The 19770-nt window shown below is 74.4% G+C and carries 20 protein-coding genes; 15 read left to right on the top strand and 5 right to left on the bottom strand.

Annotation, left to right across the window (positions count from 1 at the left end; translation table 11 throughout):
• Positions 1-20: 20 nt before the first annotated feature.
• The 8 genes from glmS (at position 21) to ACFZAU_RS07740 (ending at position 9150) form a co-directional block, all read left to right on the top strand.
• A complete protein-coding gene (glmS, locus tag ACFZAU_RS07775; RefSeq protein ID WP_500462478.1) occupies positions 21-1868 on the top strand; it encodes a glutamine--fructose-6-phosphate transaminase (isomerizing) in 1848 nt (615 codons plus the stop codon).
• Positions 1869-1875: 7 nt separating this feature from the next.
• Entirely contained in the window at positions 1876-2244 is a 369-nt protein-coding gene (locus tag ACFZAU_RS07770) for a holo-ACP synthase (protein ID WP_500551481.1), read from the top strand.
• A gap of 823 nt (positions 2245-3067) precedes the next feature.
• The gene (locus ACFZAU_RS07765) at positions 3068-4540 is read left to right on the top strand and encodes an NAD(P)H-hydrate dehydratase (RefSeq protein ID WP_500551480.1); all 1473 of its coding nucleotides are present in this window, start codon (positions 3068-3070) and stop codon (positions 4538-4540) included.
• 80 nt (positions 4541-4620) lie between these two features.
• Entirely contained in the window at positions 4621-5835 is a 1215-nt protein-coding gene (locus tag ACFZAU_RS07760) for a L,D-transpeptidase (RefSeq protein WP_500551479.1), read from the top strand.
• 35 nt (positions 5836-5870) lie between these two features.
• Positions 5871-7007 (top strand): alanine racemase, encoded by a 1137-nt coding sequence (gene alr, locus ACFZAU_RS07755; protein WP_500551478.1) that lies wholly within the window; start codon positions 5871-5873, stop codon positions 7005-7007.
• A gap of 32 nt (positions 7008-7039) precedes the next feature.
• The gene (locus ACFZAU_RS07750; protein WP_500551477.1) at positions 7040-8320 is read left to right on the top strand and encodes an alpha/beta fold hydrolase; all 1281 of its coding nucleotides are present in this window, start codon (positions 7040-7042) and stop codon (positions 8318-8320) included.
• Positions 8321-8331: 11 nt separating this feature from the next.
• Positions 8332-8856 (top strand): tRNA (adenosine(37)-N6)-threonylcarbamoyltransferase complex ATPase subunit type 1 TsaE, encoded by a 525-nt coding sequence (gene tsaE, locus ACFZAU_RS07745; RefSeq protein ID WP_499606477.1) that lies wholly within the window; start codon positions 8332-8334, stop codon positions 8854-8856.
• A 123-nt stretch (positions 8857-8979) separates the two neighbouring features.
• On the top strand, positions 8980-9150 hold the full coding sequence (locus tag ACFZAU_RS07740) for a hypothetical protein (protein WP_500465992.1): 171 nt from the start codon (positions 8980-8982) through the stop codon (positions 9148-9150).
• A 127-nt stretch (positions 9151-9277) separates the two neighbouring features.
• Here the strand turns inward: ACFZAU_RS07740 and ACFZAU_RS07735 are convergent, their stop codons facing one another.
• Complete coding sequence (locus tag ACFZAU_RS07735) at positions 9278-9820, bottom strand: hypothetical protein (protein WP_500551476.1); 543 nt, start codon at positions 9818-9820, stop codon at positions 9278-9280.
• A 164-nt stretch (positions 9821-9984) separates the two neighbouring features.
• Here ACFZAU_RS07735 and tsaB point away from each other — a divergent pair, with 164 nt between their 5' ends.
• The 5 genes from tsaB (at position 9985) to ACFZAU_RS07710 (ending at position 13301) form a co-directional block, all read left to right on the top strand.
• Positions 9985-10638 (top strand): tRNA (adenosine(37)-N6)-threonylcarbamoyltransferase complex dimerization subunit type 1 TsaB, encoded by a 654-nt coding sequence (gene tsaB / locus ACFZAU_RS07730; RefSeq protein ID WP_500551475.1) that lies wholly within the window; start codon positions 9985-9987, stop codon positions 10636-10638.
• An 8-nt stretch (positions 10639-10646) separates the two neighbouring features.
• Entirely contained in the window at positions 10647-11150 is a 504-nt protein-coding gene (gene rimI, locus ACFZAU_RS07725; RefSeq protein ID WP_500466009.1) for a ribosomal protein S18-alanine N-acetyltransferase, read from the top strand.
• Positions 11143-12252, top strand: coding sequence for a tRNA (adenosine(37)-N6)-threonylcarbamoyltransferase complex transferase subunit TsaD (tsaD, locus tag ACFZAU_RS07720; protein WP_500551474.1), 1110 nt, complete (start codon positions 11143-11145; stop codon positions 12250-12252). The genes rimI and tsaD overlap by 8 nt, the downstream gene beginning before the upstream one ends.
• The gene (locus ACFZAU_RS07715) at positions 12249-12509 is read left to right on the top strand and encodes a hypothetical protein (protein ID WP_500551473.1); all 261 of its coding nucleotides are present in this window, start codon (positions 12249-12251) and stop codon (positions 12507-12509) included. The genes tsaD and ACFZAU_RS07715 overlap by 4 nt, the downstream gene beginning before the upstream one ends.
• A gap of 138 nt (positions 12510-12647) precedes the next feature.
• On the top strand, positions 12648-13301 hold the full coding sequence (locus ACFZAU_RS07710) for an HAD family hydrolase (protein ID WP_500551472.1): 654 nt from the start codon (positions 12648-12650) through the stop codon (positions 13299-13301).
• A gap of 6 nt (positions 13302-13307) precedes the next feature.
• Here ACFZAU_RS07710 and ACFZAU_RS07705 read toward each other — a convergent pair whose 3' ends face one another.
• A complete protein-coding gene (locus tag ACFZAU_RS07705) occupies positions 13308-14492 on the bottom strand; it encodes a class I SAM-dependent methyltransferase (RefSeq protein ID WP_500551471.1) in 1185 nt (394 codons plus the stop codon).
• Between the two features lie 508 nt (positions 14493-15000).
• Here ACFZAU_RS07705 and groES point away from each other — a divergent pair.
• Positions 15001-15309 (top strand): co-chaperone GroES, encoded by a 309-nt coding sequence (gene groES / locus ACFZAU_RS07700; protein WP_018562788.1) that lies wholly within the window; start codon positions 15001-15003, stop codon positions 15307-15309.
• A 122-nt stretch (positions 15310-15431) separates the two neighbouring features.
• Positions 15432-17060: a chaperonin GroEL gene (gene groL / locus ACFZAU_RS07695; RefSeq protein ID WP_499606485.1), complete on the top strand. Its 1629-nt coding sequence runs from the start codon at positions 15432-15434 to the stop codon at positions 17058-17060.
• A gap of 66 nt (positions 17061-17126) precedes the next feature.
• Here groL and ACFZAU_RS07690 read toward each other — a convergent pair whose 3' ends face one another.
• From ACFZAU_RS07690 to ACFZAU_RS07680, 3 genes are all read right to left on the bottom strand, one after another.
• On the bottom strand, positions 17127-17912 hold the full coding sequence (locus ACFZAU_RS07690) for an SDR family NAD(P)-dependent oxidoreductase (protein ID WP_500465997.1): 786 nt from the start codon (positions 17910-17912) through the stop codon (positions 17127-17129).
• Between the two features lie 10 nt (positions 17913-17922).
• On the bottom strand, positions 17923-18582 hold the full coding sequence (locus ACFZAU_RS07685; protein ID WP_500551470.1) for an MOSC domain-containing protein: 660 nt from the start codon (positions 18580-18582) through the stop codon (positions 17923-17925).
• Between the two features lie 76 nt (positions 18583-18658).
• On the bottom strand, positions 18659-19714 hold the full coding sequence (locus ACFZAU_RS07680; protein WP_500551469.1) for an aminotransferase class V-fold PLP-dependent enzyme: 1056 nt from the start codon (positions 19712-19714) through the stop codon (positions 18659-18661).
• Between the last annotated feature and the right edge of the window lie 56 nt (positions 19715-19770).

Genomic DNA, 19770 nt, shown 5'->3' with positions numbered 1-19770 from the left:
CGGACCGTAGGCTACGGGCCATGTGCGGAATCGTTGGATACGTGGGCGGCCAGTCCGCCCTCGACGTCGTCATCACGGGTCTGAAGCGACTGGAGTACCGGGGGTACGACTCGGCGGGCGTGGCCGTCCTCGCCGACGGCGGCCTGGCCGCGGCCAAGAAGGCCGGCAAGCTCGCCAACCTGGAGAAGCTGCTGGACGAGCGCCCGCTGCCGACCGGCCCCGCCGGCCTCGGGCACACCCGGTGGGCCACCCACGGCGCCCCCACGGACGCCAACGCGCACCCGCACCTGGACAACGCGGGCCGGGTCGCCGTCGTCCACAACGGCATCATCGAGAACTTCGCCGCCCTGCGCGCCGAACTCTCCGAGCGCGGCCACGACCTGCTCTCCGAGACCGACACCGAGGTCGTCTCCCACCTCCTCGCCGAGGCCTACTCCTCCACCGGCGACCTCGCCGAGGCCATGCGCCAGGTCTGCGGCCGCCTCGACGGCGCCTTCACCCTGGTGGCCGTGCACGCCGACGAGCCGGACGTCGTGGTCGGCGCCCGCCGCAACTCCCCGCTCGTCGTGGGCGTCGGCGACGGCGAGAACTTCCTCGCCTCCGACGTCGCGGCCTTCATCGCGTACACCCGCGACGCGATCGAGCTCGGCCAGGACCAGGTCGTCGAGCTGCGCCGGGAGGGCGTCACCGTCACCGACTTCGAGGGCAAGCCCGCCGACGTCCGGCCGTACCACATCGACTGGGACGCCTCCGCCGCCGAGAAGGGCGGCTACGACTACTTCATGCTCAAGGAGATCGCCGAGCAGCCCAAGGCCGTCGCCGACACGCTGCTGGGCCGGATCGACGCGAGCGGCCTGCTGACCCTCGACGAGGTCCGCATCCCCACTTCCGTGCTGCGCGAGGTCGACAAGATCGTCATCGTCGCCTGCGGCACCGCGTTCCACGCGGGCATGATCGCCAAGTACGCGATCGAGCACTGGACCCGCATCCCCTGCGAGGTCGAGCTCGCCAGCGAGTTCCGCTACCGCGACCCGATCCTGGCCCCCCGCACGCTGGTGGTCGCCATCAGCCAGTCCGGCGAGACCATGGACACCCTCATGGCCCTGCGGCACGCCCGCGAGCAGGGCTCCAAGGTGCTGGCCATCTGCAACACCAACGGCTCCACCATCCCGCGCGAGTCCGACGCGGTGCTCTACACGCACGCCGGCCCCGAGGTCGCCGTCGCCTCCACCAAGGCGTTCCTCACCCAGGTCGTCGCCTGCTACCTCGTCGCCCTCTACCTGGGCCAGGTGCGCGGCACGAAGTGGGGGGACGAGATCGTCGCCGTCATCCGCGAGCTCTCCCAGATCTCCCGCCAGGTCGAGCAGGTCCTGGAGACCATGGAGCCGGTCCGCGAACTGGCCCGCTCCCTCAAGGACAAGAACACCGTCCTCTTCCTCGGCCGCCATGTCGGCTACCCCGTGGCCCTGGAGGGCGCGCTCAAGCTCAAGGAGCTCGCCTACATGCACGCCGAGGGGTTCGCCGCCGGCGAGCTCAAGCACGGCCCCATCGCGCTGATCGAGGAGGACCTCCCGGTCGTCGTCGTCGTGCCGTCGCCGCGCGGGCGCTCGGTGCTGCACGACAAGATCGTCTCCAACATCCAGGAGATCCGGGCCCGCGGTGCGCGCACCATCGTCATCGCGGAGGAGGGCGACGAGTCCGTCGTCCCCTACGCCGACCACCTGGTCCGGGTGCCGCAGACCCCCACGCTGCTGCAGCCGCTGGTCGCGACGGTGCCGCTGCAGGTCTTCGCCTGCGAGCTCGCCACGGCCCGCGGCAACGAGGTCGACCAGCCGCGGAACCTCGCGAAGTCCGTCACGGTCGAGTGACCGCGCCGTGATCATCGGGGTGGGCATCGACGTCGCCGAGATCGAGCGCTTCGAGCAGTCCCTGGAGCGCACGCCCGGCCTGGCCGAGCGGCTCTTCCTCCCCGGCGAACTCCACCTCGCCAGTGGGGCGCGCCGGGGCAGCGCCTCCCTCGCGGCGCGGTTCGCCGCGAAGGAGGCGGTGGCGAAGGCGCTGGGAGCCCCCGGGGGGCTCCACTGGGCGGACGCGGAGGTCGTCACGGAGGATTCGGGGCAGCCGCGGCTCCTCGTCCGGGGGACGGTGGCGGCGCGGGCCGAGCAACTGGGGGTGCGGTCGTTCCACGTCTCCCTCAGCCACGACGCGGGGGTCGCGTCCGCGGTGGTCATCGCCGAGGGCTGAGCGGCGGTCCGGTCGGGGGTGCCCGGTGGCGCGGTGGGCGCGCCCTGCCGGTGTTTTCGGCTGTCCCGGCGTCTCGCGCCCTTCGGGCGCAAAGATGCCTGCTGCGGATGGGGAGGGTGGGGGCCTGCCCTGTTCGCAGTGTGCGGGTGGGTGGGGGGTGCGGGTTCAGGCGCCGGAGCGGGGCTGGTTGCTCGTCTGGTGCCGGTCTCGTTGCCGTCCGCGGGTGCAGATGGCCGGTGACCACGCCATCCGTGGGTGGCGCGCCTGCCGTAACCGGCGTCTGCGGGTGCTTCCCCGATCGGAGATCGGGCTCTCTTCTGACGGCTATACCGCTGAAAGAGAGCCCGATCCAACCCGATCCGAGGATCGGGCTCTGTTTCGACGTCCATACCGCTGAAAGCGGGCCCGATCTTCCGCCGACCGCCCGACAGCACCTCGAATCACCCGCAGTCGCGGGTTACGGCGGGCGCACCCACCACCCACGGATGGCGTGGAAGCGGCCATCTGTACCCGCGGACGGCAACGAGACCGACACCGCCGGAGAGGCAACCCGCTCCGGCGCCTGAACCCGCACCCCCCACCCACCCGCACACTGCACACAAGGGACGCCCCCACCCTCCCCTCCGCAGCCCGCCGCAGTGCGCCCGCAGGGCGCGAGACGAACCCGCACCCACCCACCGGCGCGACCCCCTCCGCCCGTCCCCGCCCCGGTCGACCGGGACCGCCGCCGGGACGGGGAGGCGAACGACCCCGGCAGCGGCCACGACGTACCCGCGCGCCCGGACGGCGCGCAACCACAGCCCCGCGGTGGGAACATGGCCGCATGCGGGTGGCGTACAGCGTGGAGACCGTACGGGCGGCGGAACGGGCGCTCATGGCGCGGGTTCCGGACGGGGCCCTGATGCAACGGGCGGCAGCCGGACTCGCGGCGGCGTGCGTGAACGCGCTCCGCGCCGGGGGCGGGGTCTACGGGGCCCGCGTCGTCGTGCTGACCGGGAGCGGGGACAACGGCGGTGACGCCCTGTACGCCGGGGCCCGCCTGGCGCGGCGCGGGGTGGCGGTGACCGCCGTACTGCTGGCGCCGCAGAAGGCGCACCGCGGGGGCCTGGCGGCCCTGCGTGCCGCGGGCGGCCGGGCGGTCGCCCCGGACGACGTGGACGCGGTGGCGCTGTTCGACCGGGCCGGCCTCGTGCTGGACGGCATCGTGGGCATCGGCGGCAAGGGCGGTCTGCGCCCGGAGGCGGTGCCGGTGGCGGAGGCCGCGCGGGCGTCCCGGGCGGTCGTGGTCGCCGTGGACCTGCCCAGTGGCGTCGACGCGGACACCGGTGAGGTCCGGGGCGCGGCGGTGCACGCCGACATGACGGTGACGTTCGGCACGTACAAGCCGGGCCTGCTCGTGGACCCCGCCGCCGGGCACGCCGGCGCCCTGCGCCTGGTCGACATCGGCCTCGGCCCCTTCCTGGACGGCACCCCGCCCGATCTGGAGGCGCTGCAGCACGCGGACGTCGCCGCCCTGCTGCCGGCCCCCGACGCGGAGAGCGACAAGTACCGGCGCGGGGTGGTCGGCGTCGTCGCGGGCTCCGAGCGCTACCCCGGCGCGGCCGTGCTCGCGGTGGCGGGGGCGCTGCGCGCGGGCGCGGGGGCGGTGCGGTACGTGGGCCCGGGGGCGCGGGCCGTGCTGGCGCGCTTCCCGGAGACGCTGGTGTCGGCGGGGCCCCCGCACAAGGCCGGCCGGGTGCAGGCCTGGGTGGTGGGCCCGGGGCTGGGCGACGGGCCGGAGGCGCGGCGCTCGGTGGACGACGTGCTTGCCTCGGACGTGCCCGTGCTCGTCGACGCGGACGGTCTGCGGCTGCTGGACCGCGCCGTCGTGCGCTCCCGCACCGCGGGCACCCTGCTGACCCCGCACGCGGGGGAGGCGGCGGCGCTGCTGGGCGTCGCCCGCGAGGAGGTGGAGGCGGCGCGGCTGGACCATGTGCGGCGCCTGGCCGAGGCGTTCGGCGCGACGGCACTGCTGAAGGGCTCCACGACGCTCGTGGCGTCCCCGGAGCCGGGGGTGCCGGTCCGGGTCAACCCCACGGGGACGTCCTGGCTGGCGACGGCCGGCAGCGGTGACGTGCTCTCGGGGATCACGGGGTCCCTGCTGGCCGCAGGCCTCGCCCCGCGCGACGCGGCCTCCGCCGGCGCCTATCTGCACGGCCTGTCGGCGCGGGTCGCCGCGGGCCCGGTGGGCGCGCCGATCGCCGCGCACGACGTGGCGGCCGCCCTTCCCGGCGCCTGGCGCGACATCAGGTCCTGAGCCACAGTCAACTGGGCGAAACGGGTGGAGTCCGCCGACGCGGCGTTCTGCGGGGCGGCCGCAGGTCAATTTGTGTGTTCATGGGAACGTATGCCAGGAGCAGGGCCCGGCTGCTCGTCGCGGCGGTGATCGCCCTGGCGGCACTCGGTACGCACACGACGGCCGCCGCGGACGACGACTGGCCGGTGCCGGTCGACCGCCTCGTCCCCGGGGTCCCCTTCGGCCCCGAGGCATCCCGGCAGGTCGACACCCCGGACCAGGGCGCCCCACCGCGCCGGATCGGCATGTCGCCCACCGAGCCCGTGCGCAGCGCCGTGCCCGCGGAGGACCAGGACGACGACTGGGTGGACCCGCAACTGGTGGAGTTCGTGCCGGCCGAGGACACCGAGCTGGCCCGGAAGTTCCAGGAGGAACGGGCCGCGCGGGAGCGGGAACGGGAGCAGAACCAGGAGAGGGAGCGGGAGCAGAACCAGAACCAGGATCAGCAGCAGGACCAGGAGACGTACGACGACGTGGACGAGGGCGGCGGCCCCGGGGACGGGGAGGAGGCCAACGACGGCGGCGACGGCGGCGACGGCGGGAGCGCGGAGAACCCCGAGAACGCGGAAAACCCCGAGAACGCGCAGAACCCTGAGACCGCGGAGAACCAGGAGCCCCCGCAGAACCCGCAGAACCAGGACCACCCGGAGAGCGCCGAGTACTGCACCTCCTTCACCGGGCCCTACCAGCGCGAGGTGGAGAAGCGGCTGCGGCTGCGCGTGAACGGCAAGCAGTCCGAGGCCGACTGCGCGGAGATCCGCCACTACCAGAAGTCCAAGGGCATCGTCCCCGCCAGTGGCTTCGCCGGTCCCACCACCTGGGGCCACCTCCGCCTCGACGAGGCCACCAGGAAGGGCCCGAACGCCTCCCGCCGGTGCCCGGCCCCCGCCCGGGGCAAGAAGATCGTCTGCATCGACCTCAACCGCCAGCTGCTGTGGGTGCAGAGCAGCAGCACCAAGGTCGTCTTCGGCCCGGTCGCCATCCGCAGCGGCCGCAAGGGCTACCTCACCCGTACCGGCCGCTTCACCGTCTACTGGCGCCACAAGAACCACGTCTCCGACATCTACGACGCGCCGATGCCGTACAGCCAGTTCTTCAGCGGCGGCCAGGCGATGCACGCCACTCCCGGGAGCGTCTACAAGGCCCCGGGATCGCACGGCTGCATCAACCTCTCCAACCGCAACGCGCGCCTGCTGTGGGACGCCGTGAAGATCCAGGAGGCGGTGTACGTGTGGGGCGCCAAACCCGCCGTGTGACGGCGGCACAGGCCCGGCCTGAGACACTGGGCGCGATGGAAGAGACGAATCTGCGCGCCCAGGCCACGATCGACCTCGCCGCCCTGCGGTCCAACGTCGCGGCGCTGCGCGCCCGCGCGCCCCGCTCCGGGCTGATGGCCGTGGTCAAGGCGGACGCCTACGGCCACGGGTTGGTGCCGTGCGCCCGGGCCGCCCTCGAGGCGGGTGCCGGCTGGCTCGGCACGGCCACGCCCGATGAGGCGCTGGCGCTGCGCGCGGCCGGGATCACGGCCCCGGTGCTGTGCTGGCTGTGGACGCCGGGCGGCCCCTGGCGGGCGGCCGTCGAGGCGGACGTCGACGTGACGGTCAGCGCGCTGTGGGCGCTGCGCGAGGTCTCGGAGGCCGCCGCGGCCGCGGGCCGCACCGCGCGCGTCCAGCTGAAGGCGGACACGGGCCTGGGCCGCAACGGCGCCCAGCCCTCGGAGTGGCCCGACCTGGTCGCCGCCGCCCGGGCCGCCGAGGCCGAGGGGCTGGTCAAGGTCACCGGGCTGTGGTCCCACTTCGCCTGCGCCGACGAGCCCGGTCACCCCTCCATCGCGGCGCAGCTCGCCGTCTTCCGCACCGCCCTGGAGACCGCCGAGCGGGCCGGACTGCGCCCCGAGGTCCGGCACATGGCGAACTCCCCGGCCACCCTGACCCTGCCCGAGGCGCACTTCGACCTGATCCGGCCCGGTGTCGCGGTGTACGGCATCTCGCCGGTCCCGCAGGTGGGCGGCCCGGCCGACTTCGGGCTGCGGCCGGTGATGACGCTGTCGGCACGGCTGGCCTCGGCCAAGCGCGTCCCCGGAGGTCACGGGGTCTCGTACGGGCACCACTACACGACTCCCGGCGAGACCACCCTCGCGCTGGTGCCCGTCGGGTACGCCGACGGCGTCCCGCGGCATGCCTCGGGCACCGGCCCGGTGCTGGTGGCGGGCAAGTGGCGGACGGTCGCCGGGCGGGTGGCGATGGACCAGTTCGTGGTCGACCTCGGGGGCGACCGCGCCGACGCCGGGGACGAGGCGGTACTGTTCGGCCCCGGTGACCGCGGTGAGCCGACCGCCGAGGACTGGGCGCGGGCGGCGGGCACCATCGCGTACGAGATCGTCACTCGGATCGGGTCCCGGGTGCCGCGCGTCTACGTGGGTACGTAAACGCGTAGCCGAGGGGAAGCAGCGGTACGACCATGACCGAGAGCGGTAGGGCAACGGGGGCGATGGAGGCGGTGGCCGGAGCGGCCGCCGCTTCCGGTCGCTGGCAGCGCGCGGGGATCGTCGGTGCGGCCATCGGCGTCGTGGCGGCGGGCGCCGCCGCGGGCGTGGCGCTGGAACGGGCCACGGTGGGGCGGGGCATGCGCAAGCGCGCCAGGCTCGCCCTGGATCTGACCGGCCCCTACGGCTCGTTGCGCGGGATGCCGGGCCGCGCCGTCGCCGAGGACGGCACCGAGCTCTACTACGAGGTCGAGGAGGCGGACCCGGCGGCGCTCGACGCGGCCGCGCCGCGTCGGCGCCGGCAGTTCTTCCGCCGGGCCGGCCAGGCGCCGCCGCTGACCGTGGTGTTCAGCCACGGCTACTGCCTCAACCAGGACTCCTGGCACTTCCAGCGCGCCGCGCTGCGCGGGTCGATACGCGCCGTCTACTGGGACCAGCGCAGCCACGGCCGCTCCGGCCGGGGCAAGGAGCAGGCGGACGGCGGGGCCGCCACGATCGACCAGCTCGGCCGCGACCTGAAGGCGGTCGTCGACGCCGCCGCGCCGGAGGGCCCGCTGGTCCTCGTCGGGCACTCCATGGGGGGCATGACGGTCATGGCCTTCGCCGACCAGTTCCCCGAGGTGGTGGCCGAGCGGGTGGCCGGCTTCGCCTTCGTCGGCACGTCCTCCGGCAAGCTGGCCAGCGTGACGCTCGGTCTGCCGGCGGCGGGCGCGCGGGCGCTGCGGGTGCTGGCGCCGGGTGTCCTGCGGCTGCTGGGCACCCAGGTCGACCTGGTGGAGCGGGGACGCCGGGCGACGGCGGACCTCTTCGCCGGGATCATCAAGCGCTACTCCTTCGGCTCGGAGGTGGACCCGGGCGTCGCGCGCTTCGCCGAGCGGATGATCGAGTCGACCCCGATCGACGTCGTCGCCGAGTTCTACCCGGCCTTCACCGAGCACGAGAAGAGCGAGGCGCTGGACGTGCTGGACGGTCTGCCCGGGCTCGTACTGGCCGGGGACAAGGACCTGCTGACGCCCAGTGAGCACAGCCGGGCCATCGCCGAGCGCCTGCCGGACACCGAGCTGGTGGTGGTGCCCGGGGCCGGGCACCTGGTGATGCTGGAGCACCCCGAGCTGGTCAGCACGCACCTGGCCGCGCTGCTCGCCGAGGCGGCCGACGCCTCGCGCGCCCCGGTCCCGCAGGCGCTGCGCGCACTGGCCGTGCCGGCGCCCGCCGGTCCGGACAGGGCGGACCGGGTGGTCTCCGGCGGCGCGTAGCATTCGGGCACATGGGCATGGAAGCCATCGGCATGGAAGCGATCCGGGTCACGGTCAAGACCCCCGACCAGATGCGCGAGCTGGGGCGCCGTCTCGCGCCGCTGCTGCGCGCCGGCGACCTCGTCGTCCTCAGCGGTGACCTGGGCGCCGGGAAGACCACGCTGACCCGCGGCCTCGGCGAGGGTCTGGGCGTCCGGGGCGCGGTGACGTCGCCGACCTTCGTGATCGCGCGGGTGCACCCCTCGCTGGGCGGCGGCCCGGCCCTGGTGCACGTGGACGCGTACCGGCTGACCGGCGGTCTGGACGAGATGGAGGACCTGGACCTCGACGTCTCGCTGCCGGAGTCGGTGGTCGTGGTCGAGTGGGGCGAGGGCAGGGTCGAGGAGCTCTCGGACGACCGGCTGCAGCTGGTGATCCACCGCGCGGTGGGCGAGGTCGCCGCGGACGGGCAGGAGGACCACGACGTGCGCGAGGTCGTCGTCACCGGGGTCGGCGCGCGCTGGGCCGGCGAGGACCTGGCGGGGCTCGGCGTCTGAGCGCGTAACCGTTCCGACAAGGTGTCGGGAAGATGTTGCGTACGGCACGTCCTCCGTGTTCTGCTGGAGACAAGGAGCTGGTTAGGCTGCCTAACCCGACCCCGTCGGACCCAGGAGGCATCCATGTCGGCCCACACGGCCCCGGAGCCGGAGCAGGGTTACTCGATGCAGGCGCTGCTCGCGGCCTCCGCGGCGGCGAACGCGGTGTGCACCCCGCCGGGGGAGCACGAGGAGCCGGAACCGGACGCGGCGCAGGACGAGCCCACGACGCGGCCCGAGGCGGACGCGGCGTAGTCCCCGTCAGCCGCCACCGGGGCGCCCCGGGACCGGACCGCCGCGCGTCGCGCGGAGGGCGAGGGCGCCGGTGCCGCGTCGCGCGTGTGCCGTGAGGGCCCCGCAGGCGTCACTCGTCCGGGGGAAATCAGCGGACGACGACGATCTTGCTGCCGATGGTCGCGAACTTCCAGAGCGCGGCCCCGTCCTTCCGCTTCTCGCGGATGCCGCCCGTGTGCTGGCCCGGGGGCGGGGCGTCCGGCAGGGAGCCGTCCTTCGCCGCGCTGAAGCCGATCACCACGCTGTCCACGGTCGTGAACCGCACCACGTTCTCCACGGCCACACCGTCGCCGCCGACGCCCGTGGCGCTGCGGGAGGCCACGGCGTAGGTGCCGGGGGCGGGGTCGACCGTGCCGGGGACGACCGTGTAGGTGGTGCGCGCCTTCCCGTCCTCGCCGACCAGCCACACGCGGTCCGAGCGGAGCGAGTAGACGACGCGGGTGCCGCTGCCGGAGCCGGCGGGGAGCTCGTCCCGTCGCTCCGGTGAGGGCGAGGCGGAGGCCACGGCGGTGGTGCCGGGGTCCGCGGCGTCCACGGGACGGACGCCCTTGGGCATCTCGTCGGCGGAGCTGGAGGCCTGGACGGCGAGCACGCCGACGGCGGCCAGGGCGGCTGCGGTCAGTCCGGTCACGATCGTCCCTGAACCGATCCTTGCCACGGCTTTCCTCCGGAGGTGGGCGTCACGCTGGGTTGACGTTAGCAGCCGTGCCGCACGGCGAAGGGAGCGCCGTCCCGGGGGCCCGCGGAGCCCCCGTCCTGGCAGGGCCACCCCGGTGAACGCCGTAGGCTGAACGCGTGCTGCTGCTTGCCTTCGATACCGCAACCCCCGCCGTGACGGTCGCCCTGCACGACGGCCGGCGCGTGCTCGCAGAGTCGACGGAGATCGACGCGCGACGGCACGGGGAACTGCTGATGCCCGCCGTGGACCGTGTGCTGCGGGAGGCCGGGACGGGCCTCGGCGACGTGACCGGGATCGTGGTCGGGGTCGGCCCCGGCCCCTACACGGGGCTGCGCGTCGGACTCGTGACCGCGGTCTCCTTCGCCGACGTCCTCGGCGTCCCCGTGCACGGGATCTGCACCCTCGACGGGCTGGCGTACGCCGCCGGGATCGAGGGCCCGTTCGTCGTGGCGACGGACGCCCGCCGCAAGGAGGTCTACTGGGCCCGGTACGAGGGCCCGCGGGCCCGGGTGACCGACCCGGCCGTGGACCGTCCCGGGGACATCGCGGCCGAGGTCGCCGGGGTGCCCGCGGTCGGCGCGGGCGCCGCCCTCTACCCCGGGGTCTTCACCGACGTCCGCCCGCCCGCCGACCAGTCCGCCGCCGCGCTGGCCGCGCTGGCCGCCGTGAAGCTGGCGGACGGCGAGGACTTCCTCCCCGCGCTGCCGCTCTACCTGCGCCGCCCGGACGCCCAGGTGCCGGCCGGCTACAAGGCGGTCCTGCCGAAGTGACCGCCGTGATGCGCGAGATGCGCTGGTGGGACCTGGACCCGGTGATGGAGCTCGAACGCCGGCTCTTCCCGGACGACGCGTGGTCGCGCGGCATGTTCTGGTCCGAACTGGCCGACGCGCGGCACCCCTCGGCGACCCGGCACTACGTCGTGGCCGAGGACGGGGCCGGACGGATCGCCGGCTACGCGGGCCTGGCCGCCGTCGCCGGCACCGGGGACGTGCAGACCATCGCCGTCGCCGCCGACCACTGGGGCACCGGCCTCGGCGCACGGCTGCTCGGCGAACTGCTGCGGCAGGCCACCGCCTTCGAGTGCCACGAGGTGCTGCTGGAGGTACGCGTCGACAACGACCGCGCCCAGCGGCTCTACGCGCGCTTCGGCTTCGAGCCGATCGGCTTCAGGCGCGGCTACTACCAGCCGGGCAACGTCGACGCCCTCGTGATGAGGCTCGGCGAGCTGCCGGCCTCCCCTGACGTACCGGGACTACAAGGAACAGAGACCACCCATGGCTGACGAACCCCTTGTCCTCGGCATCGAGACGTCCTGCGACGAGACCGGTGTCGGCATCGTGCGCGGGCACACCCTGCTCGCCGACGCGATCGCGTCCAGCGTCGACGAGCACGCCCGCTTCGGCGGCGTCGTCCCCGAGGTCGCCAGCCGCGCGCACCTGGAGGCGATGGTCCCCACGATCCAGCGTGCCCTGAAGGAGGCCGGCGTCGCCGCCTCCGACCTCGACGGGATCGCCGTCACCGCGGGCCCCGGGCTCGCCGGCGCCCTGCTGGTCGGCGTGTCCGCGGCCAAGGCGTACGCCTACGCGCTCGGCAAGCCGCTGTACGGGGTCAACCACCTCGCCTCGCACATCTGCGTGGACCAGCTGGAGCACGGGCCGCTGCCCGAGCCGACGATGGCGCTGCTGGTGTCCGGCGGCCACTCCTCGCTGCTGCTGGCCCCCGACATCACCGGTGACGTCCGCCCGCTGGGCTCCACCATCGACGACGCGGCGGGCGAGGCCTTCGACAAGGTCGCCCGCGTGCTGGGCCTCGGCTTCCCCGGCGGCCCCGCCATCGACCGCGTGGCCCGTGAGGGCGACCGGGACGCGATCCGCTTCCCCCGCGGCCTGACCGGCTCCCGCGACCCGCTCTACGACTTCTCCTTCTCCGGCCTGAAGACGGCCGTGGCGCGCTGGATCGAGTCCAAGCGCCGGGAGGGCGTGGACGTGCCGGTCGCGGACGTCTCCGCGTCCTTCCAGGAGGCCGTCGTCGACGTCCTCACCCGCAAGGCGATCCGGGCCTGCAAGGACAACGGCGTCGACCACCTGATGATCGGCGGCGGCGTCGCCGCCAACAGCCGGCTGCGCTCCCTGGCGCAGGAGCGCTGCGAGGACGCGGGGATCGTCCTGCGAGTGCCGCGGCCCAAGCTGTGCACCGACAACGGGGCCATGGTCGCGGCCCTCGGCGCGGAGATGGTGGCCCGCGGCAGGCCTTCGTCCACCTGGGACCTGCCGGCGGACTCCTCGCTGCAGGTCACGGACGTGTCCGTGCCCGGTCACACCCACGAGCACGCCCACGACCACGACCACGTCCACGAGCTCGCGAAGGACAACCTCTACTCGTGACCGTTGCCCTGATGTGGGAGGCCCGTGCCGTCGAGGGGCGCGGGCCGGAGCTGCTGGCGTGGGCCCGTGCCCGCCGGCTGTCGCCGGCCCCGCTGCGGCGGGAGACCTTCTCCGCCCCCCAGGACCGGGTGCTGGTCATCACCTGGTGGGACGCCCCGTACGACGCGGAGCTGCCCGAACTGCCCGAGCCGGACGGGGGGCTGGCCCGGCGGGCCGTCCACCGGTGGCGCTTCGAGTCGGTGGGGGAGGGGGCGTAGGTCCTGGCCGCGGGACGCCGGTCGTAGGATGTCTCCGGCGCCGAACGCGACCGGGCTTGTGCCGTGGTGCCCCCGAGCAGGCGTCCTGCCGGACGACCGGTGTCCGGGAGGCGTTCCCCCAGGTGGCGAGAAGACCCGATGACCGACCCCGGCTGTGCCGTCCTCTTCGACCTCGACGGCGTCCTCCTCGACAGCCGGCGGGCGATGCGCAGGGCGATCCTCGACGTCGCCCGCGCGGCCCTCGGCGAGCCCGTCGACGACAGCCGCCTGCCGGCCGGGCTCGACCACCTTCCCCACCACGAACTGCTGGCGCGGCTCGGCGTGACCGACGAGGAGACCGTGTTCGGGGCGGCCTGGGAGGACGCGCTCACCCTCGCCACATGGGGCGCGTCCCCGTTCCCCGGCGCCGCCGGCGTGCTGCGCGACCTCGCGGCCTCCGGCGCGGCGACGGGGGTGGTGACCATGCAGCCGGCGAGCCGGGTGGCACGCCTCGTCCCCGCGGAGTTGTCCGCGCACTTCGGTGTGGTGGTCGGGTGGGGCGACGCGGCGCCCAAGCCCTCCGGGGAGGGCATCCTGCTCGCGCTGGACCGCCTCGGGGTGTCGCCGGAGCGCGCCTGCTTCGTGGGCGACAGCCCCACCGACGTGGCCGCCGCGGCGGCCGCGGGGGTCCCCTCGATCGGCGCGCTGTGGGGGTACACCGGGCCCGCCCTGGGCGACGCGGGGCCCACCGCCCTCGCCGGGGCCCTCACCGAGGTGCCGGGCGTCGCGATGAGCCTCCTCGGGCGGCCGTGACCGGCGTCAGCCGCCGGTCCGGGCCGGGGTGCCCAGCAGCATGCTCGGGGCGCCCGCGACACGGGTCAGGAAGACCGTCGCCGCGTTCGGGCCCTGGGGCTTGACCCGGCGGCGCACCTCCTCCGGTTCGACGGCCGAGCCGCGCTTCTTGACGGTCAGCACGCCCACCTCGCGCTCGCGCAGCAGCGCCTTGAGCCGCTTGAGGTTGAAGGGCAGCACGTCGGTGATCTCGTAGGCGGTCGCCCAGGGCGTGGTGTGCGGCTCGTCCGAGGTGACGTACGCGATGGTCGCGTCGATCAGACCGCCGCCGACCTGCGCCGCCACGTCGGCCACCATGTGGGCCCGGATGACCGCGCCGTCCGGCTCGTACAGCCAGCGCCCCACGGGGCGCACCCGCGGGTCGGGCAGGCCGGCGGCGGGCAGCGAGGCGCCCGACGGCAGGAGGGTCGCCCGGCGGGCCCCCGGGGCCGTGCCGAACCACAGCACCGCCTCCTTCACGTCGCCGTGGTCGGAGACCCACTCCGCCTCGGCGTCCTCCGGCACGGCCTCGTGCGGGATCCCCGGCGCCACCTTCAGGGCGGCCAGCGGGGCCTTCCGGGCCGCCGCGACCGCCCACGACAGCGGCGGGGAGTACGCCTCGGGGTCGAAGATCCTGCCCCGACCGCCGCGCCGGGCCGGGTCGGCGAAGACCGCGTCACAGCCGTCCACGGCGGTCTCCGTCACGTCGGCGCAGCGCACCTCGATCAGGCCGGACAGCCCCAGCGCCTCCGCGTTCGCCCGTGCCACCGCGCAGGTCAGCGGGGAGCGGTCGACCGCCAGCACCTGCACGCCGGCGCGGGCGAGCGGGACGGCGTCGCCGCCGATGCCGCAGCACAGGTCGGCCAGTCGCCGCACCCCGAGCGCGGCGAACCGCTCGGCCCGGTGCCGGGCGACGGAGGCCCGCGTCGACTGCTCGACCCCCTCGGGCGTGAAGTACATCCGGTACGCGTCCTCGCCGAACTTCGCCGCCGCCCGCTGCCGCAGCCGTGCCTGCGTCAGCGCGGCCGCCACCAGGCCGGCGTCGTGCTCCCGCCGCAGCCGTGTCGCGGTCGCCAGTTCGGCGGCGGGGTCGTAGTCCCGCAGGGAGGCCAGCAGCAACTGGCCCTCGTCGGTCAGGAGGGCCGAGAACGCGTCAAGATCCACGCCGTCCATTGTCCCGCGGCGCCGCGGGCGTCGTCCGGGGGCCGTCCGGGGGCCGTGACGGACCCGCACCGCGGCCCGGGCCGGCGGCGGTCGCACAGGTGTCGTCATCCTCGCCCGGCGGGGTGAGCACGCGCCGGACGGTCCCGGGCAATCGGCGGAAGCGGGTTCCAACTCCCGCTGTCGCGGCGCCCGTGACCGGTTCCGCGGCCGTTCCGTACGGCCGGCCTCACCCCCGGGCGCCGTCCGAGGCTCGGCGGCGCGCCGGGCCCGGAACCGCGGACCGGAATCGTGGGGCCGGGCACGCCGTTCCACCAGGGGGAGAGCGGCTCGTACGGCGCGGCGTTGGCACTCCGCTTGACCGAGTGCTAAGCGCGTCATAATCTCGGACCTGGCACTCAGCCTTGCCGAGTGCCAGCACAAACGCGACGGGCAGGTCCGGCACCCGCGACGACGGGCCTACCAGGTCGCCACCCCAGACAGACACTCCCGTGAGCCCTTTGAAGGGGGAGGTCGGATCGTGACGACCGCCAGCACCAAGGTTGCCATCAAGCCGCTCGAGGACCGCATCGTGGTCCAGCCGCTGGATGCCGAGCAGACCACCGCCTCCGGCCTGGTCATCCCGGACACCGCCAAGGAGAAGCCCCAGGAGGGCGTCGTCCTGGCCGTGGGCCCGGGTCGCTTCGAGGACGGCAACCGCATCCCGCTCGACGTCAAGGTCGGCGACATCGTGCTGTACAGCAAGTACGGCGGCACCGAGGTCAAGTACAGCGGCGAGGAGTACCTCGTCCTCTCGGCTCGCGACGTCCTCGCGATCGTCGAGAAGTAGGACCGGCGCCGCGCGCAAGCGAGTAATGCCGTGACCACGCCCCGGGCACACCGAGTCCTCACGGACCGGGGACCCGGGGCGCGGTCTTCGACGAGAACCCAAAGACGAGGAATTCCGCCGGTATGGCCAAGATCCTGAAGTTCGACGAGGACGCGCGTCGCGCCCTTGAGCGCGGCGTGAACAAGCTCGCCGACACCGTGAAGGTGACGATCGGCCCCAAGGGCCGCAACGTCGTCATCGACAAGAAGTTCGGCGCCCCGACCATCACCAACGACGGTGTCACCATCGCGCGTGAGGTCGAGATCGAGGACGCGTACGAGAACCTCGGCGCGCAGCTCGTGAAGGAGGTGGCGACCAAGACCAACGACATCGCGGGTGACGGCACCACCACCGCCACGGTGCTCGCCCAGGCGCTGGTCCGCGAGGGTCTGCGCAACGTGGCCGCCGGCGCCTCCCCCGCCGCCCTGAAGAAGGGCATCGACGCGGCCGTCAAGGCCGTCTCGGACGAGCTGCTCGCCACCGCCCGCCCGATCGAGGGCAAGGACGACATCGCCGCCGTCGCCGCGCTGTCCGCCCAGGACAAGCAGGTCGGCGAGCTGATCGCCGAGGCGATCGACAAGGTCGGCAAGGACGGTGTCATCACCGTCGAGGAGTCCAACACCTTCGGCCTGGAGCTGGACTTCACCGAGGGCATGGCCTTCGACAAGGGCTACCTGTCGCCGTACTTCGTGACGGACCAGGAGCGCCAGGAGGCCGTCCTGGAGGACCCGTACATCCTCATCACCCAGGGCAAGATCGCCTCCATCCAGGACCTGCTCCCGCTGCTGGAGAAGATCCTGCAGGCCGGCGCCTCCAAGCCGCTGCTGATCATCGCCGAGGACGTCGAGGGCGAGGCCCTGTCCACCCTGGTGGTCAACAAGATCCGCGGCACCTTCAACGCCGTCGCGGTGAAGGCCCCCGGCTTCGGCGACCGCCGCAAGGCCATGCTCGGCGACATCGCCACCCTCACCGGTGGCACCGTCGTCGCCGAGGAGGTCGGCCTCAAGCTCGACCAGGTCGGTCTGGACGTGCTCGGCAGCGCCCGCCGCGTGACCGTCACCAAGGACGACACCACCATCGTCGACGGTGGCGGCGAGTCCGCGGAGATCAGCGGCCGCGTCAACCAGATCAAGGCCGAGATCGCCTCGACCGACTCCGACTGGGACCGCGAGAAGCTCCAGGAGCGCCTCGCCAAGCTGGCCGGCGGCGTGTGCGTCATCCGCGTCGGCGCGGCCACCGAGGTCGAGCTCAAGGAGAAGAAGCACCGTCTGGAGGACGCCATCTCCGCGACCCGCGCCGCGGTCGAGGAGGGCATCGTCTCCGGTGGTGGCTCCGCGCTCGTCCACGCGGTCAAGGTGCTCGAGGACGGCCTCGGCAAGACCGGCGACGAGGCCACCGGTGTGGCGGTCGTCCGCCGCGCCGCGGTCGAGCCGCTGCGCTGGATCGCCGAGAACGCCGGCCTGGAGGGCTACGTCATCACCTCCAAGGTCGCCGAGCTGGAGAAGGGCCACGGCTTCAACGCCGCGACCGGCGAGTACGGCGACCTGGTGAAGTCCGGCGTCATCGACCCGGTCAAGGTCACCCGCTCCGCCCTGGAGAACGCCGCCTCCATCGCCTCCCTGCTCCTCACCACCGAGACCCTCGTGGTGGAGAAGAAGGAGGAGGAGCCCGCCGAGGCCGGTCACGGTCACGGCCACGGCCACTCCCACTGAGCTGGACCGCGAAGGCCCCCGTTCCCACCCGGGAACGGGGGCCTTCGGGCTGCCTGAGGGCGGGCCTCAGTCGCGGGGGGAGGCCGGCCCGAAGCTCCGCCCCGCCTTCGACGAGAGGCGGCCGAGCGTCCCGTACGGCGCCACCCTGGCCGCGGCCACCGCGACCTTGTAGCGGGCGTCGGGCACGCTGACGGACCGGCCGCGGGCCAGGTCCCGCAGGCCGGCGGCGACCACCTTGTCGGCGTCCAGCCAGGCCCAGGACGGGATGCCGCCGGTGTCGATCCCGGCCCGCTCGTGGAACTCGGTGCGGACGAAGCCCGGGCACAGCGCCATCAGCCGCACCCCGGTGCCCGCGAGCTCCCGGGCCACGCCCTGGGTGAAGCTGACGACCCACGCCTTGCTCGCCCCGTACGTGCCGCGCGGCGCGAAGGCCGCCACCGAGGCCACGTTGACCACGAAGCCGCGCCCGCGCTCGCCCATGGCCCCGGCCGCGGCGCCGGTCAGCCGCAGGACCGCCTCGCAGTGCACCTTGAGCATGGTCAGCTCCTCGGCCACCGGCACGTCGCCGAAGCGGCCCCGGTTGCCGAAGCCGGCGTTGTTGACCAGCACGTCGACCGGCCGTTCGCGGTCCCGCAGCCGTGCCTCGACCGCCTCGATGCCGCTGTCCTGCGACAGGTCGGCGGGCAGCACCTCCACGGCCACGCCGTACGTGCGCCGCAGTTCCCCGGCGTTCTCCTCCAGCCGCTGCCCGTCGCGGGCGACCAGGACCAGGGCGTGACCGTCCTTCGCCAGCCGGCGTGCGAAGGCCGCGCCGATTCCCGCGGTGGCTCCCGTGATCAGTGAAGTCGTCATGCCCCGCAGGCTAGTGAGCCCCCGTCCGCCGGCGGGCCGCGGCGCGCAGGTCCGCCGGGAGCGCGTCCGCCGCCAGCAGCCGGGGGAGCAGCACGGGCTCCAGGGTGACCGCGCGGAAGGTCAGCGCGACGGTGACCCCGTGGTCCGGGCGGTGGACGACCTCGACCGGGTCGCCGGGGCGGACCTCACCGGCCTCGGCGACCCGCAGGTAGGCGCCGGGCAGCGCGGCCCGCGTGAACGTCTTGATCCAGCCGCCCTGTTCCAGCCAGCCCTGGAAGGTGGCGCAGGGGATCCGGGGGCAGGACACCTCCAGCACGGCGCCGTCCGGCCCGCCGATCCGCCAGCGCTCGCCGATCAGTGCCTCGTTGACGTCCAGACCCGAGGTCGTCAGGTTCTCCCCGAACATGCCGTTGCGCAGCGGCAGGTCGAGCCGGCGCTCCCAGGTGTCCAGGTCCTCGCGGGCGTAGGCGTAGACCGCCTGGTCGGCGCCGCCGTGGTGCGCCACGTCGTAGGCCCGGTCGCCGGCGAGGCCGACCGCGCCGGTGCCCTTGGGGCCCGGTGCGGTCACCGCCACCGGGCCCGGGACCGGGTGCTTGTCGATGCCGGTCGTCCCGGTCGTCTTCCACGGGTTCGGTCGGGGCCGGCCCACGTTCACCGAGAGCAGCTTCATCCCGCGACCGTACGGCGCCGGCCGGCGCCCGGCGAGGTGTTTTCCGGCGGCTGTTTTCCGGCGGCCGGGCGGGTGCTCAGCCCGCGAGCACCCGCAGCAGCCGGTCCACGTCGGCCTTGGTGTTGTACAGGTGGAAGGCCGCCCGCAGGTTCCCGGCCCGGGCCGAGACCCGGATGCCGGCCGCGGCCAGCCGCTCCGCCGCGTCGCCCAGACCGGGCACGGCCACGATCGCCGAGGCGCCTGCGCCGGACGGCACCGCCTTGTGGCCCAGCCGCAGCAGTCCCGCCCGGAAGCGCTCGGCCAGCGCGACGTCGTGCGCGCCGACGGCCTCGACGCCCAGTTCCTCGATCAGTCCCAGGGAGGCCGCCGCCGCCACGTACGGCAGCAGCGGCGGCAGCACGTCGAAGCGCCGGGCGGAACGCGCGAGGTGCGCGACCGGCCCGTAGCAGTCGCCCCAGGGGTCCTCGGCCGCGTACCAGCCGGCGAACTGCGCCGACAGCCCGTCCTCGGCCCCCTCCCGCACGGTCAGGAAGGACACCCCGCGCGGGGCGAGCAGCCACTTGTAGCCCCCGCACACCACGTAGTCGAGGCCGTCCGCGCGCAGCGGCAGCCAGCCGACCGCCTGGGTGGCGTCGACGAGCACGCGCGCCCCGTGCCGGGACGCGGCCTCGCGGACCGCCGCCAGGTCGGCGACCCGGCCGTCCGCGGACTGCACCGCGCTGACGGCGACGAGGCCGGTGCCGGGGCGTACGGCGTCGGCGACGCCCTCCAGGGGCACGGTGCGCACCGTGACGTCGGCGCGGGAGGCGAAGGGGTTGACCAGCGAGCTGAAGTCGCCGTCGGCCAGCACGACTTCGGCCCCGGCGGGGAGCGCCGCGGCGATCATGCCGACGTGCGTGGTGACGGAGGAGCCGACGGCGACGCGGTCGGCGCCGACCCCGGTGAGGCGGGCGTAGGCGGCGCGGGCGGCCGACAGGGCGCGCTCGTGGCGTACCCAGTCGTCGGTGCCGTCGGACCAGGTGCCCACGGCGGTGCGCAGCGCCTCGGCGGAGCGGAGCGGGCCGACGCCCGACGAGGCGGTGTTGAGGTAGGTGGTACCGGCGTCCAGCGCGAATTCCCCGGCGATGTCCATGGTTCCTCAGCCTGCGCCCCGAACTGCCCAAAGTCCATCATCGATCACCGAACGCG

The sequence above is a fragment of the Streptomyces sp. NPDC008238 genome (genome assembly GCF_042956445.1).
Lineage (GTDB): Bacteria > Actinomycetota > Actinomycetes > Streptomycetales > Streptomycetaceae > Actinacidiphila.
The sequence above is the reverse complement of the archived record's forward strand: the minus strand, read 5'-3'. Positions and strand labels throughout refer to the sequence as shown.